The organism is Nostoc sp. (assembly GCF_036917275.1).
GTDB lineage: Bacteria > Cyanobacteriota > Cyanobacteriia > Cyanobacteriales > Nostocaceae > Nostoc.
Map to the genome: position 1 here is coordinate 74,033 of NZ_JBALDF010000065.1, position 15,771 is coordinate 89,803.

Annotated in this window: 14 protein-coding genes and 1 other RNA gene; 8 read left to right on the forward strand and 7 right to left on the reverse strand. The window is 41.1% G+C overall.

The features are described from left to right. Positions 1-127 precede the first annotated feature (127 nt). Positions 128-775, forward strand: a complete 648-nt coding sequence (locus V7K35_RS25905; RefSeq protein ID WP_335082917.1) for a pentapeptide repeat-containing protein — start codon at positions 128-130, stop codon at positions 773-775. A 214-nt stretch (positions 776-989) separates the two neighbouring features. Beyond that, the gene (gene dnaN, locus V7K35_RS25910) at positions 990-2,153 is read left to right on the forward strand and encodes a DNA polymerase III subunit beta (RefSeq protein WP_335082919.1); all 1,164 of its coding nucleotides are present in this window, start codon (positions 990-992) and stop codon (positions 2,151-2,153) included. Between the two features lie 239 nt (positions 2,154-2,392). Here the strand turns inward: dnaN and V7K35_RS25915 are convergent, their stop codons facing one another. The 4 genes from V7K35_RS25915 to V7K35_RS25930 form a co-directional block, all read right to left on the reverse strand. Next, positions 2,393-6,247: a GAF domain-containing protein gene (locus tag V7K35_RS25915; protein WP_335082921.1), complete on the reverse strand. Its 3,855-nt coding sequence runs from the start codon at positions 6,245-6,247 to the stop codon at positions 2,393-2,395. Between the two features lie 256 nt (positions 6,248-6,503). Beyond that, the gene (locus tag V7K35_RS25920) at positions 6,504-7,691 is read right to left on the reverse strand and encodes a TRC40/GET3/ArsA family transport-energizing ATPase (RefSeq protein ID WP_273769113.1); all 1,188 of its coding nucleotides are present in this window, start codon (positions 7,689-7,691) and stop codon (positions 6,504-6,506) included. Positions 7,692-8,013: 322 nt separating this feature from the next. Beyond that, positions 8,014-8,841: a peptidoglycan-binding domain-containing protein gene (locus V7K35_RS25925; protein ID WP_335082924.1), complete on the reverse strand. Its 828-nt coding sequence runs from the start codon at positions 8,839-8,841 to the stop codon at positions 8,014-8,016. An 843-nt stretch (positions 8,842-9,684) separates the two neighbouring features. Continuing rightward, on the reverse strand, positions 9,685-10,083 hold the full coding sequence (locus V7K35_RS25930; protein ID WP_335082926.1) for a hypothetical protein: 399 nt from the start codon (positions 10,081-10,083) through the stop codon (positions 9,685-9,687). Between the two features lie 192 nt (positions 10,084-10,275). On the opposite strand from V7K35_RS25930, the gene V7K35_RS25935 reads away from it, so the two are divergent. Continuing rightward, a complete protein-coding gene (locus V7K35_RS25935) occupies positions 10,276-10,449 on the forward strand; it encodes a hypothetical protein (protein ID WP_335082928.1) in 174 nt (57 codons plus the stop codon). Between the two features lie 90 nt (positions 10,450-10,539). Here V7K35_RS25935 and V7K35_RS25940 read toward each other — a convergent pair whose 3' ends face one another. After that, positions 10,540-11,769 (reverse strand): ABC transporter substrate-binding protein, encoded by a 1,230-nt coding sequence (locus V7K35_RS25940; protein ID WP_335082930.1) that lies wholly within the window; start codon positions 11,767-11,769, stop codon positions 10,540-10,542. A 64-nt stretch (positions 11,770-11,833) separates the two neighbouring features. Then, entirely contained in the window at positions 11,834-12,385 is a 552-nt protein-coding gene (locus V7K35_RS25945) for a 2'-5' RNA ligase family protein (RefSeq protein WP_335082932.1), read from the reverse strand. A 197-nt stretch (positions 12,386-12,582) separates the two neighbouring features. Here V7K35_RS25945 and V7K35_RS25950 point away from each other — a divergent pair, with 197 nt between their 5' ends. From V7K35_RS25950 to queF, 5 genes are all read left to right on the forward strand, one after another. After that, a complete protein-coding gene (locus V7K35_RS25950; protein ID WP_335082934.1) occupies positions 12,583-12,825 on the forward strand; it encodes a YciI family protein in 243 nt (80 codons plus the stop codon). Positions 12,826-12,862: 37 nt separating this feature from the next. Beyond that, an RNA gene (gene ffs, locus V7K35_RS25955) (signal recognition particle sRNA small type) lies at positions 12,863-12,959 on the forward strand. 25 nt (positions 12,960-12,984) lie between these two features. Next, entirely contained in the window at positions 12,985-13,368 is a 384-nt protein-coding gene (locus V7K35_RS25960) for a phasin family protein (protein WP_335082936.1), read from the forward strand. Between the two features lie 149 nt (positions 13,369-13,517). Beyond that, positions 13,518-13,916 (forward strand): hypothetical protein, encoded by a 399-nt coding sequence (locus V7K35_RS25965; protein ID WP_335082938.1) that lies wholly within the window; start codon positions 13,518-13,520, stop codon positions 13,914-13,916. Positions 13,917-13,985: 69 nt separating this feature from the next. After that, positions 13,986-14,399, forward strand: a complete 414-nt coding sequence (gene queF / locus V7K35_RS25970; protein ID WP_442939765.1) for a preQ(1) synthase — start codon at positions 13,986-13,988, stop codon at positions 14,397-14,399. An 18-nt stretch (positions 14,400-14,417) separates the two neighbouring features. Here queF and pstS read toward each other — a convergent pair whose 3' ends face one another. Further along, positions 14,418-15,482, reverse strand: a complete 1,065-nt coding sequence (pstS, locus tag V7K35_RS25975) for a phosphate ABC transporter substrate-binding protein PstS (protein ID WP_335082940.1) — start codon at positions 15,480-15,482, stop codon at positions 14,418-14,420. Positions 15,483-15,771: the final 289 nt, after the last annotated feature.

Genomic DNA, 15,771 nt, shown 5'->3' on the forward strand with positions numbered 1-15,771 from the left:
AGTCGGATAAATCAATATCCAATGCCCAATGCTTAATGCTTAATGTCCCATAATCAATGACATAATAGTGCAGCGAATAGATGGCTTCATCACTGATAATTAAGTTGATTGTCCACCAAAATATCGTATGAGCGATCTGGAGCAGTACTATAGAATTTTAGAATTAGAGCCTGGGGCAACACTTGAGGAAGTGAACCAGGCTTACAAAGATTTAGTCTTTGTTTGGCATCCTGATCGCATTCCCAAAGACAATCTCCGTTTACAGCAGAAAGCACAAGAAAAGCTGAAAGCTATGAATGAAGCTCGTGAAAAGTTGCGCTCTCTAAAAACCAAATCTCAAACCACGCTTAACTCACCGCCACCTGAACCACAAAAACCATCTCCAACAATCCAGCAACCACCAAAGAAAAGCTCAGATTTGAGTGGTAAAGACTACAGTCGGGCAAATTTGAGCAATAAAGACTTATCTGGCAGAAATCTAAGTTATGCCAATTTGAGTGGTGCTAATCTCAGTGATACTTTTATGCACAAAGTCAACCTCAGAGGTGCGAATTTATCTGAAGCAAATTTATTTCGGGCAAACTTACTTTTAGCGGATCTGCGGGAGGCGAATTTACGTGCTGCTAATTTGATTGGAGCGGATCTTAGTGGGGCCGACTTGCGGGGAGCCGACTTGACAGGAGCGCGGATTCGCTCTGGTGAGCGCCTTTTGGTTAAACTAATTGGTACTAACTTAGCTGGGGCAATTATGCCTGATGGTGCAATTTACCAATAATTGAAAACATAGAATTGATGTGACACTTGAGGGTGCGGAATGTGGGATATATTCCTGGTGTATTCCGTACTGAACTCTTAATACACTCGCAATTAATGCGATCGTACTTGTCAGCGGCTTCCAGTAGCTGGCAATTATAGGCAACACGCCTAACCCCTACTCGCCTATGAACAATAACGGTGTTAGGATATCTTTCACCAGCGGAATCTGACTTATGAAATTAGTTTGCTCCCAAAGCGATCTTAGTACAAACCTCTCACTCGTCAGTCGTGCAGTACCTTCACGACCAACTCATCCTGTACTTGCCAATGTGCTGTTACAAGCGGATGCTCAAACTAACCAGGTAAGCTTAACAGCCTTTGATCTCAGCTTGGGAATCCGCACCAGCTTTAACGCTGAGGTATGGCAAGGAGGTGCGATCGCACTTCCTGCTAAGTTACTTGTAGACATCACCTCTCGCCTTCCAGAAGGGGAAATCACTCTAGATGATGAATCAGCCCTCACAGGTGCAACATCCGGTGGAGAAGGTTTAATTGTCACACTCACACCCAAAAGTGGACATTACCAAGTCCGAGCAATGGGACCTGAAGAATTTCCAGAACTACCTGTAATTGAAAATACAGAAGTAATCCATCTCACCACCACCGCATTAATTGAGGGATTACGGGGTTCATTGTTTGCTACTAGTGCTGATGAAACCAAGCAAGTACTCACTGGAGTGCATTTAACAGTTAAACAAGATACCCTAGAATTTGCAGCTACCGATGGACATCGCCTAGCAGTGGTAGAAACTAGCAACGAGCGTCCTCTAGGCGGAACTAGTCAATTAGAAGTGACAGTACCAGCTAGAGCATTACGCGAACTCCAACGAATGCTAGCTCATAGCGCCTCATCAGATGAACCTGTAGCTTTATATTTTGATCAAGGTCAAGTTGTATTTTCATGGCAAAATCAACGCTTGACTAGTCGTACATTAGAAGGACAATATCCTGCCTATCGACAACTGATCCCGCGCCAATTTGAGCGACAAATTACAATTGAACGACGACAATTTGTCAGCACTTTGGAGCGGATTGCTGTATTAGCTGATCAGAAAAATAATATTGTCAAGGTTAGTATTGATAGCGAAGCTCAAGAAATTACCTTATCTTGTGAAGCTCAAGATGTGGGAAGTGGTAGAGAATCAATGCCAGCCCAGATTTCTGGGGAAAATATAGAAATTGCTTTTAACATTAAATATTTGATGGAAGGCTTGAAAGAGTTACCATCTTCTGAAATTCAAATGTATCTAAATCAAAGCCTGACTCCAGTAATTTTTACGCCATTGGGTGATTTGAAAATGACCTATTTAGCTATGCCTGTGCAACTTAGAAGTTAATCGGACTTATACCAATTTTATCAAACAGAATAGAGGCGTCAGTCGTCAGAATTCAGCAATGTTTTCTGTACGATAAGAGCGGATGAATAAACGGGTTTAAAACCCCCACTAAATCAGAGATTTAGTGGTCAATATTTCAGTGGGGGATTCAGACCCCCACTGAAATATTGCTGACCCCTGAATTCTGACTTCTGAATTCTTCTTCAAGTTGGCTCCCAAACCTATGGGACTTGATTGTGCTATTTGGTGATTTGTCTAATCGGAATTTCAATCCAAAATTCTGTACCTAACCCTGGCTGAGAATCACATTTAAACACACCACCGTGTTTATCCACCACAATCTGATAACTAATTGACAACCCCAAGCCTGTGCCTTTCCCCACTGGCTTAGTAGTAAAAAATGGGTCGCAGATTCTTGCCTTTATGGCTTCGGGTATTCCTGAGCCATTGTCTGCAATGCGAATTACTACGCTATTGACATTGCCTTCAAGCTCACCAAGAGCAGTACGGATAGTAATTTGATGGCTATGAGGTTTCGATTCAGATTCCCTGTAATCTTCTAGGGCATCGATCGCATTGCTTAAAACATTCATAAATACCTGATTCAGTGGGCCAGCATAACACTCTACTAAGGGCAGGTCACTGTACTCTTTGACTAATTTAATAGCCGGACTTTCCGGTTTTGCTTTCAAGCGATGCTGCAAAATTAGCAAGGTGCTATCAATGCCCTCATGAATATTAACTGGCTTTTTTTCCGCGTGGTCAAGGCGGGAGAAATTTCGTAAACCCAAGACTATTTGACGGATGCGATCAATCCCAATTTTCATAGAAGATAGAGTTTTCGGCAAATCCTTGATAAGAAATTCTAAGTCTATTTCTTCTGAGCGATCGCGAATCTCAGGGTTGGGGTCAGGGCAGTTTTGCAAATATAGGTCTAGTATACTGAGTAAATCTTGGGTGTAATCATTGACATGGTTAATGTTGCCATAAATGAAGTTCACCGGGTTATTAATTTCGTGAGCAATACCAGCTACCAATTGCCCTAGTGAGGACATTTTCTCAGTTTGGATCAGTTGGGTTTGAGTTTGCTTTAAATCATGCAGAGCTAGAGCCAGCTTTTCTGTCTGCTCCTTAGTCTGATTATGCAATTGGGCTTGTTGGAGTGCAACCCCAAGCTGATTAGCAATTTGAGTAATGAACTTAATTTCCGAGGCTTCCCAGTGGCGGGGTGCAGAGTTCTGGTAAGCTGCTAGTAAGCCCCATAGCTGTTGCCCGATAAATATGGGTGCGATCGCATACGCTTTTACTTCTAATTGCTCCAAAGCCGCAATGTGACATTCCGAGTGACCAGACTGATAGATATCATCAACTATATAGCTTTCATTATGGCGATATCGTCCACCTTGAGTTTCCTGTAAATAACTATCTTCCCAAACTGTCTTGAAATCAGAACCGACAAGTTTTACCCAACCATCACCCACAAACTCGGCGATATATTCACCACTCCAATCTGGATGAAAGCGATAGACAGCCACACGATCCGCTTGCAGTGATTTGCAAATTTCTTGAGTGGTAGTTTGAAAAATCATATCTAAGTCAAGAGATTCCCGGATTTTCGCAACAACTTCAAACAATACCCGTTGTTGTTCTGCCGCTTGTTGCAAATCAACAGCTTGATGCTTGGTTTGTTCAAGTAAATCAGCTTGTTCCAGTGCTACAGAAAGCTGTGCCGCAACTTGGGTAGCGAACTGGATTTCTGAGGATTGCCATTCACGCGGTTGGTAACACTGGTGAATGCACAACAAACCCCACAGTTCATTACTTTTAGCCAGTGGCAAAACTAAATTGGCTTTAACTTGGAGTTGCTCCAGCATTTGGACATAACAAACATTCAGATCAGAGTTGTAGATATCAGCGATCGCGTGGATGCGTCCTTGACGATAGAGGGCATCATACTTCTCTTTAAAGCAGTTGTCTTGAATTTTTAATATTAAAGCAGAAGTAAACTCTGGTAAAAGATCCTCTGAAACAATTTCACCTTCATTGAGTTCGGAATTCGGGTCAAAGCGATATACTACCACTCTGTCGGCATTCAAAGAGCGACGGACTTCACACACAGTTGCGGCAAAAACTGTATTTAGATCAAGAGATTCCCGAATTTTGGCAACAACCTCAAACAATATATGTTGTTGTTCTGCCGCTTGTCGCAAACTTAACGTCTGCTGTTTTGTTTGCGTGAGTAATTCTGCTTGCTGAAGTGCTACTCCCATTTGGGCAGCAATCTGACTGAGAAAGCTAACTTCAGAGGCTTTCCATTGCCGGGGACCTGTATGTTGATATGTTGCCAGCAAACCCCAAAGTTTTTGCCCAACAAAAATTGGAGCAAGCACAAAAGCATGAATTTGAAACTGTTCTAGATTATCGATATGACATTGAGCAAACCCCATACTGTAGATGTCATCGACTGCAAATGTTTCATTGTTGCGGTAACGTCCTCCTTGTGTGTCTTGTAAATAGGTATCATTCCAAACTGTATTAATACCTAGTTTGGAGTCATTCAACCAGTATGGATTAGCAGCCTCGAAATCCCCGACAAATTCACCACCCCAATTAGAATCGAAACGATAAACAGAAACGCGATCGGCTTTGATTAATTGACAAACCTCTTTAGTGGTTGTTTGAAAAATGGTATTTGTGTCAAGAGATTCCCGAATTTCGGAAATGACTTTAAACACAGCCTGTTGTTGTTCAGTTGTCCGTTGTAATTCAACTGTGCGTCTTTTAACTTGTTTTTCTAAATTTTCATTGAAGGCTTGCACTTGTTGGTATAGTTCATACTGCTGAACTGCTGAAGCAAAGTGTTTACCGAGGTCTCTAGCCAGTTCAATCTCTTCAACTGTCCATTTTTGAGCTTGTGCTTTTTTAGATTCGCGCCAAACCTGAAAGGATTGTCGGGGGTACAATTGCCTTTGATCGCTGTCATACTGCCCCGCCCACAAAGTTTCTGTATCGATTTCGTCGCGGAAAATACTTAAATAGCCCAGCAACTGCTGACGATACTGGAGTGGGATCATCAACATGCTACGAATTTTAGTTGGTTGAAAAGCAACTTGCAAAGTTCGCAAGCTAGGAGTTTGATATATATCTAAAATCGGCCAAACATCGTAGTTACTTGACTTGTAATGTTCCTGCCAGACGCTATACTGCTCTATGAGTGGATATATGGTTTGTTCTGGCATCACAGGTTGCTGTCCACAAACATAAAGCTTGATACAAGTATTTTCCGGTATTAAGCATTCTGTTAAGCTGGTCAGGTTGCCATTGTGGGAATCAAAAGCTGCATTTCTAATACAAAGCCTACCACCAACACCATCAAAGGCAGCAACAGCCGCTTCTAGGGCTGGCTGTAATATAATAGTGGGTAGTGAATGCAGCAGGGTAGCAATGCGGTTAATGATAGTTTCTCGTTCGGCTGTTTTGCGGACTTGAGTGAGCAGGGTACTTTGAGCGATCGCTACTGAAAGTTGATCTACTACCATCTGTACAGCTTCCAGTTCATATTCTGAAATCTGGCGTGACTCAGAATGATGAGATACCAGCAGCCCCCAAAGTTGATCTTGATAAATAATCGGCGCTACTACAGAAGATTTGACCCCCATTGCACTCAAGTACTCAACATGACATGGATCTACAGCGCGGTAACGGATATCTTCTGATATAGTTTCTCCATTTTCCAACTCCTGCAAGTGACTTTGACCAATCTCTTGAGTATCAAGATTAACAACAGAACGCACTCGTGATTTAATAAATAGTTCACGGGCTGTGGGCGGAATATCATCAGCAGGAAAGTTCAGCCCCAATAGCGACGGTAACCGATTTTCGTAAATTGACTCAGCAATGACCTGACCACTATCATCGGCATGAAATTTGTAAATCATCACTCGGTCAGTTTTTAGTAGCGATCGCACCTCTGCCGTTGTGACTGTGATAATTTCTTTCAACTCTAAGCTTCGTCTGATACGGTTTGTAATGCGGCGTAGTAAACTTTCTTCATGGCGACATAAGGGCAAATCTTGTTCAGGGTTGGAGATCATTGCTTATAGCAAAATAAATTAATAATTTGCAAACTAAAATAATTAAATCTAAAGCCATTTTGAAATTTATTTTATCAAATTGTCTTCAGTGAAACTACTGCCAAATCCCGAAGACAAATATTTATTTACCTTTTATAAAAATTTACCAAAAACTCATAAAAACAGACGCTAAAAAAATTGCGTCTGTACTAGCTATAAAAAAAGATTCTTGCTTTTTAGGGTTGAGTTTTTGTCAATTATTGTCGGAGCAACAAAATTAAACTCTTATGTTGTCAGTAAAACGAATTTTAAGATAGTCGTCTTCCATCTTTGCCCCTCCTGGTTGTAGTGCTGCTAAGGCTTGCGGTAAAACTAAGTTACGACGGTGGTTGCCAATAGTAATGTTTAATTCGTCCCCATTTTTACTCAGTTGAACTTGGTTTTTAGGAATACCAGGTAAGTAGAGTTCTAAACTGTATTGGTTTTGCTCTTGCACGACTCTCATAGTCGTTTCTTTATAATAAACCTGAGTTGGATCTTCATCTTTATAAAGGGTTTCCTTCAGGCGTTCTAATGAAGCCAAACCGCACATTTCCTCAGAAAAAAGCGGAACTTCTTTCACAGGTAGAGGGTGGAAATTATCATGAATTTCCTGACGATATTGTTCCTGACTTTCCTTCCAACGTTGGAAAAATGGGTCTTGGACTTCACTTGGAATAATCCGATTAGCCACTACTAAATCTGTTGCAACATTATACAAACTCAAATAAGCATGGGCCCGGAGAGACTCTTTAATCACCATTTTTTCGGGATTAGTGACCAGACGCACTGAGGTTTGAGTATTGTCTGTTAATACTTTTTCCAGAGCTTCAATTTGTTCATAAAACTCATAAGGTGCATCCATCACCTCTTTATCTGGTAGCGAAAAACCGGCAATTGGTCTAAAAAAAGGTTCAACCAGAGGTCGAAGTGCTACGGAGATGTTTTGAAATGGTTTGTAGAAACGGCGCATATACCAGCCACCGACTTCAGGTAAACTCAGCAAGCGCAGTGCTGTGCCAGTGGGGGCTGAGTCGATAATTAAAACATCAAACTCACCTTCATCGTAATGGCGTTTCATCCTTACCAAGCCAAAAATCTCATCCATGCCTGGTAAAATTGCCAATTCTTCTGCCTGTACGCCGTCTAAACCCCTTGCCTGTAAAACTTGCGTAATGTAACGTTTCACAGCACCCCAATTTCCCTCTAGTTCTTGCAGCGCATCCAGTTCTGCACCCCACAGATTTGGGCGAATTTCCCGGGGTACATGTCCCATTTCTATGTCAAAACTGTCTGCCAGGGAGTGAGCGGGATCTGTACTTAAAACCAATGTTCGATAGCCTAATTCTGCACAACGGAGTCCAGTTGCAGCAGCAACGGAAGTTTTGCCCACGCCGCCTTTGCCGGTCATTAAAATTACACGCATAGATGCTTCTGTCCTGCCTGAGGATTTTTTACATTTATTTACATTATCGACTGTTTAAGGAAAATAAATTAGTAGGCAAGGTTTCGAGTTTATCAAACTGATTATCAATAGTGTCAGTTTATTGATAAATTGATAACAGAAAATCAAGGATTTTAAAAATAATTTTCCGTTCTTTTGCGTCCATTTGATTGCCAGTTCAACTTGTGTGTACACGTTAGCCCAATTTATCAGGGAGCGGGTGCAGTCTTCTCCCTACAGCCCTTCCCTAACGGGCATCCTACGGCAGGCAGGCGTTAGCTTCTCCCCAAGGGAGAAGGGGAGACTATTTATTCCAGAGACTTAAAAATGCTTGAGAGATAGCTGGGGTAATCTGACTTTGTAAGTGATTTAGTGCATCACGATGGTTTGCATTGTTGTCATCATAATAAGTGAACAAATTCGTCAGCTTGACAATTTCAGGATTTTGATCATTTGTCCCCCTCCATTTATTAGTAACTTTGTATAAAACGTCCTTGGGTAGATTTTGTTGTAAGTTATTTAGGGCTGCGATGTAAGAAGGATTTTTAGGATTCTTTTTGAATTGGAAGCACAAATCTATCAGCTTAAGTTGTGATTGTGGCTGTGGCTGGGGCTTATTTGTTAGAGTAGGTTGCTGTAGAATTTGACGCTGTTCAATAGTGGCAATCCCATTTTCAGTTAAACCCTGAGATTTCTGAAATTTTTTGACTGCTGTATAAGTGGCTGGCCCATAAAAGGGCTTGTCTAGAGGAATTTCGGCATTGGTTGCAAAACCATGAAACTTCAATCTATTCTGAAGCCCTTTGACTGTATCTTCCATTACAGTTCGAGTCTCTGAATCAGCGTTACCATTTACCACAAGTTTTTGTGAGTACTGTTTCTGAAACTTTTTAATCGCTTCTTCGGTAGGATCATCAGTCAAGGAGTTATTGTTCCTCTTCCAGGGAGCAAATTTTGTCAGATCAGGCTTAGGATCAATTTCAGGAGCTAAATATCCCAGCCCAATCAATATATGACGGATGACTTCAGGGCTACTAATGGTCATGCTTCTTGGTTCCTTTGCTACTAAACTACCATTTAATGTATCTTGTTTTACAAAAATTACGTAAGTAGAAATAAATAAATCTAACATATCTTGTTTACAAGGCGTTCTAAAAGTTAAGCAATGTGTGATGACAAGGTGCAACTCTTTGAGACGTTTAGCGTAAGTGACTACACACTGGTAAAAAGAAAGGTGGTTTTAAGTCTTAGTGAGCGATCGCTTATTCTCAACTATTGATGATACTACGCAATGTTTCCTTTACACCAGCTTGCAAGCGGCTCTCTGTACTTGTGCGATCGCTCTTTGCTATTTTGCTACGTTTGTAAAAGAAAGTTGCGATTGGCAACGAAGAAAAAGGGGTAAGCGATCGCTTCGGATTGCTTGTAAATAGCGATCGCATCTATTACAGCAGATTTCAAGTTAGTTAAGTACGGTACTTTGGTCTACAAGCCAGATAAAAAACTTTTTTGACTCCTAACCGGAGGCGGAGCGTCTGCGGCTTTGCTCCTAAATCCTGCTCTAAAAGGTTGTTTGAAAAGTGTTTCCCTGGAGACTTTAGGCACTTCCAGATCCCCCATTACCCACCTTTTTAAGGGGTATTTAGAGGGATCTAAAACTTTTGATACCCAGAAGAGAACTTTTTAAACACCCTCTAAGGGACTGACAAAAAATAAATTATCCAAAATTATTTGTACATTTGTAGGGGCGTAAGGCCTTGCGCCCCAAAGATGAGATGTTTTTTTAACTGGAAGTCCAAAATGATAAGTAGCTGCACAAAAATATTGGCAGTCATTACCAACGAAGTAAAGCAATCCTAAACCGCAAGCAAATTGCAACTTTACAAGACGCTATGCGTAGCTTGCTTCTTCATAGGAGTGCGTTTCACTTCGTTACACTTGTAATGATATTGTGTAATTAATTCTGTCCGACTACTTACTTAGCGGTTTGAGCGCTCTTTTTTGATTTTTGCTTTACGCCACCTTTCAAGCGGGTTATCCTGCTTCTGCGGATGCGCTCGCTTTTGCGAATACCACCCGCCATCTCATATTCGATGCTATCGTTACCGTACTTGAAAGCAACTCCCATCAACATTTTCGCAGTAAGATTACCTAAGCTTGTTTCCAACTCTTCAATCTCGGTTCGGTAAGAATCAATCATCGCTAAAGCGCTGTTATACTCATCAATTTTGGTGCGTAACCGCTCAATTAGTTCTGTGAAGTTTTTTAAGTTGTGAGTATCGCCAAAATCTATGGTTGGATTAATCGCCTTCAGTCCAGAGGCTCTTAACTCAGCCTTTTCTAAAATGCGGGATATTAGTTTTTTACGAGACATAAATTTACTCTTATCAAAAGCTTATAAAGCTAGTTTGCCCTACAGTGACTATATATCGCAGCAGTATAATCCGCAAAATATTGCATTTTTTTAACTAAACTAATTATTATTTTTCGTAGTTTATCTTCAGCTTAACGGCGGATCGAGTGTTAATAACGACAACTTACTTAAGACTTTGTTGGGTTAAGCGTAGTGCAACCCAACCTACGATTCTTCTTAAGTCAGGCATCCCTCTTATTTCGAGAACTGCTGCGATCGCTGTTAGCTATTTCACCATCTTGGCAAAAGGGAACTGCGATCGCATTACCTAAAAAAAAATCAGTCACTAAAAGCAATGAAACCGCGCTATATCAAGGGACACGATAAAAAGTGTGCTAACAAATGCTATGGTAGTCAAATAAAAAGAAATGTAAGTTTGAGACAAAAGTGTTGTCAAGTACAACCGATATTGGCGCTCTAATTAGCTTTTAAAAAAGAAAACTTACCATTGATACCGTTTGGTTCCATCTTGAGTTGGGCAACGTAAAACTCTTTTTGAATTACATCACCTACTGGTGTAAAAGCAATTTCACCTAGAGGAGTTTGATATTTTCCTCTTAGTAACTCTTTATTCAATTCTGTACGCAACTGTGGCAGTGTCAATTTATTAATGTTGCTGTTTTTATCTAAAGATTGAAAAGCTTCTACATATACCTGTAACGCAGCAAAAGCTTGAGCACTTACTTGGGGTGGTTCTCTATGATATTGTTCAAGGTAGGCTTTGCGAAATGCGGTGTTAATTTCACTGGCATACACAGGGCTATAAGCTTGAGCCACAATCACGCCATCACAAAGCGCTCTGCACACAGAAAATATATGGGATGTGTTAAAACCATTGCCACCAACAATTATTCCTTTATAACCAAGTTCTCGTAATTGTTTAACTAAATTACCTCCATCTACAGCTAACCCAGATATAATCGCTAAATCTGGTTTTAAATTAATAGCATCGCTAGCTTGAGCTTGAAAGTCGGTATCTGTAGTTTGAAACTTTTGGACTGTGACTAAATCCAATCCTAAATTTTTAACTGTTTTTTGAAATATTTCTGTTTCCGACTTATTGAAAGCGTCATTTTGAGCGTAGAATACAGCTACTCTTTTAAGATTAGGATTTTGCTTAAGTGCAGCTTTCACCGAATAAGGAGCGACGACAGCAACAGATGAAGAAACACGAGTTACATAATCACCAATTTCGGGAATGCCTTTAGCAGTGTTTGATGCTCCAATAACTGGGACTTGATTGCGTTCTGCTACGGGATCAGCGCTAAAAGCTTGTTGTGATAAGGTAGGGCCAACAATGCCAACAACTTTATCTTTACCAATTAAAGTTTGAAAAGCGTTAATGGCTCCAACTTCATCGCCACCAGTATCTTGATAGACTAATTTAATTGGTCTACCATTGATACCTCCTTTGTCATTAAAATACTTCTGGGCAATTTTTACTCCATCAGTTCCCTCTTGACCAAGTAATGCTACATTGCTCGTTTGTGCAAAGGCGATACCGATGGGAATAGCATTATCTGCACCTGTTGTCGCTGTTGGATTATTTGCGGAGTTTGCATGATTACTGCCACTTTTACCACAAGCTACCAGCAGTATAGAGCATATAAATAGTAAGGCAGTTTGATGTGTAAACGCTTTTTTCATAAATACAGGACCACGATGTTTGTTAGGATAATACTGGGTAGAAAATATCTGAATAATATATTACTCATTGTTCAGTAGGCAAAAAACCAAACTCCGATTTAATATTCCAGCGCTTACCGTCGTGAAGCAGTAGCGTTAGTTTGTCGGCAGTAAACTCAAAATGCAACTGACGCTTTTCAAACTCTGGCCAAGCAGCTTTAAAGTTTTGCTTTGTTAAATCCCGAAACGCAACTGTCATGTGGGGCGCAAAAGGGCGGGTTTTAGAAACCTTGTCAACAATCCCCAAGTTGCTTTCTGTATAAGCCATTAAATCAGCTTCTAAAGTCAAAAGTTCTTGACTTCTGACGACATTAATGTATATGACACGAGGTACAAAAGCATCAAACCCCCTGAGTGTAATTGCTACAGTCTGTTGTCCACTAGCAAACTCCTTCAAGGATGCTTCTAGCAGTGGCAAGTTAGCATCTGCCCATTCAAAGGGCGGTTGCAAAGTAATATGAGGCGGAGACTTTAACGCTCCGCTACTAGCATAGCGATCAGCAAAGTACTGCTTAATCTGGTTGGCGTAGTCTTGAATGTCTTGCGGTGGTAAAAGGGCGACAAAAAAACGGCTCATCTAATTTTATTCCTTAGTAATTGGTAGTCAGTTTTATTTTTTAGCCAGAGGTCTAACAGTCAAAGATGCGTCGCTTCTGCTGTTTTAGTTAAAGATTCAGTAAATCGCTGTAGTTCGTGTATATTGCTACTAAATTGCTACTCAAAAATAGTAATAACTTAAGCAGGATCCCTGTTGCAACTGGAGTTAAGAAGCAAATGCCTTGGTTTGTGAAAATTGAAGAAGGCAAAGTCGATAAACCGACCTTTGACCAATATGTACCTGCCCACAAAGCCTACATTCGGGACTTGATTGCTAAAGGACACAAAGCGCGAACAGGCTACTGGGCAGAGCAAAGAGGCGGGATGTTGCTGTTTGAGGCAGCCTCAAAGGATGATCCATTGGTGCAACATGGCTGCGTCAACTATCAGCTTTACGAATGGCGGATTGTTATGGAATAACACACACTTACTGAATTTTAATGTTATACTTTTAGTAGACCTGGATCTATGCGATTGCAACACCCAAATCTTGTCAGAACCGGAAGGTAGCAGCAACACGGGAGGCTTGTGATAGGCGTAGTCTCCGGGTCGCCCTATTTTTAGGAGTGTTCAGCAACAATGCCTGGTTTTGGAGATATTGTTCAAAAAGCTTTTTACCTCGGTGTTGGATTAGCTTCTTACGCAGGTGAGAAAGCAGGGGGAAAATTAGCCCAAGTGCGATCGCAAGTCCAAAAACTGGCAGATGAAATGGTGGCAAAGGGCGAAATGAACACAGAAGAAGCCCGCCGCTTCGTTGAAGATATGATGAAGCAAGCTCAACAGGCCCAAGCATCTGCTGAAACCTCACCAGAAACACCCCCTTCTGAGCCTCGCCGCATTGAAATTTTAGAGGAAGATGAAGAACCAACGGTGAAAGAGGGAGCAACTGATGAGAATGTGGATAAATTACGTCAAGAAGTGATAGACCTGCAAAATGAGTTAAAACGATTGCAACGCGATTAATAAAAAATATTCTTTAGATCGAAATATTAGTCATAAGTGGCACTTCAGATAGAAACTTGAGTAAGATACATTGCTTAATGTATACTCTAGTGCTTCCAGCCAGATAACACAAACCGTCCTGTTTATAGCCTGTTAAGGGCGTCAAGTTTATGGAACAGTGGCAAAAAGATTTAGCAGAAATCGTCGAAACAGTGGCTGATGAAGTAGAGCGTTTCTTCCTGGGAATGAGTGAAATGGTAGACGCTTTTTTTGAGCTAACGGAAGAAATCACCGAGCAAGTCCCTAACATTGTCACTGAAGTCGATCAGTATTTACAGGATTTGGCTGAACCAATGTTGGAAGTTTACTGGGAACTGGAAGACATTGTAACAGATGTAGATCCGGGTTTTCCTTATTCAGTTGAACCCACAGCCGAAAAAAATCCTGCCTGCATCGGTTGTACTCACTACCACGGTCAGGTTTATAGTGGTAATTTATTAGTTTGTGCTATGCATCCGCACGGTTGTGAAGATGAGAATTGTCCAGACTGGGAGAAGGAAGAGTATTGAGAGAGTGCTGAGTTAGGAGTTAGGAGTTAACAAGTTACTAAAAGGACGTAAAGACGAGTAAAATAACCAATGATAACTGATAAATTACCTGAAAGTACATCCCAAACCAGCCAAGAAATCAAGTATGGTGAGCGCGACATTGCGGAAGGTAAATTAATTACCTTTCCGAATCCGCGTGTGGGTAGGCGATATGACATTAATATTACTTTGCCGGAATTTACTTGTAAATGTCCGTTCTCCGGCTATCCTGACTTCGCGACAATTTACGTTACCTATGTGCCTGATGAGCGGGTAGTGGAATTGAAGGCGCTTAAGCTTTATATTAACAGTTACCGCGATCGCTACATTTCTCACGAAGAATCTGCCAATCAAATTTTGGATGATTTTGTAGCTGCTTGTGATCCCTTGGAAGTCACGGTGAAAGCAGATTTTACGCCTCGCGGTAATGTACATACTGTGGTTGAAGTGCGTCACCAAAAGTAATATCATCACTGATTAGCGTTATTCAGCAATTTTATTAACGGCAGATTGCACTTGAAGCACAACTTTTTTAGACAAAGGAATATATCCGAGTTCCAAACTGGATTTTTGCCCCTCAATCACAACCCAATCAACAAAGTTTTTCAGCACTTGAGCTTTGACTCGGTTTGGATATTGATGATAAGTTAAAAGCCAGCTGTAAGTGACGACGGGATAAGACTGGGCATCTGTAGGATCGGTGATAAAAGCAATCAAATTATTGTCAGGTAATTTTACTGCCTCTAAAGTTTGAGCTACAGATTTTGGTGTCGGCGTAATATAATTACCAGATTTATTTTCTAAAGCAGCCACAGGAAGTTTATTTTGTTTGGCGTAAACGTACTCTACATAGCCAATAGCTCCTGGTATCTGTTGAATCAGGGCAGTAACACCTTCGTTACCCTTTCCACCAATTCCCACTTGCCATGCTACAGATTTACCAGCCCCAAGTTTCCTTTTCCATTCTGGACTTATAGCACTTAGGTGTTGCGTTAACACGCTCGTAGTCCCACTCCCATCAGTTCGGTGTACGACTTGAATCGGTAAATTGGGCAAACTTACCCCTGGATTAGCTACGGCTATTGTAGGATGATTCCAATTCGTAATTTTTCCAAGAAAGATATCTACGTAAACTTGCCGTGGTAGCCTTAGAGTATTTGGCACATTGACTTGAGGCGACTGCTGTGCAACTTGTCTGAGGTTATAAGCCAGTACAATAGAACCGGCAGTTATTGGCAAAGCAATTACTCCCCGTTTTATCTTGGCTGCTTGTTCACTTGTTATTCCCACATCACTAGCTGCAAAGTCCACAGTACCTTCAATGAGTTGTTGCACTCCAGCACTGCTCCCTATAGCTTGATAGTTAATTTCCACATTGGGATTTTTCTGATTGTAATCTGAAAGCCAGCGCTCGTACAAAGGTGCGGGAAAACTTGCTCCGGCACCAACGAGAGAAATATGCTTGATGTTTCTATGATCCCCAGTGCAAGAAGCAATACTCAACGAAACAGCGATTAGGGGTAGAAGGTAAACGCGTCGAGCAGACATAGAAATCTTTTGTTCCAATGTTTAATAAACACCTTTAATAATTTTTCAATTTGTAGCTATGTAAGCGTAATTAATTGTAAATAACCAGGACTTAGGCAAAAATCGCCCAAAAGGTTAATTTGTCGAACCGCCAAGACGAGGCAGTGCGTTGGGCGGCTCTGCCGACTTGAAGCAACTGCCGTGCCAAGAACGCTAAGAATTCGTAGAGTGTGCGTAAGTCCTAATAACTTTGAAACGCAAAGGTAGACAAAGTTATCACTTATGCTCTGCGTTCGTCTGCGATTTACTT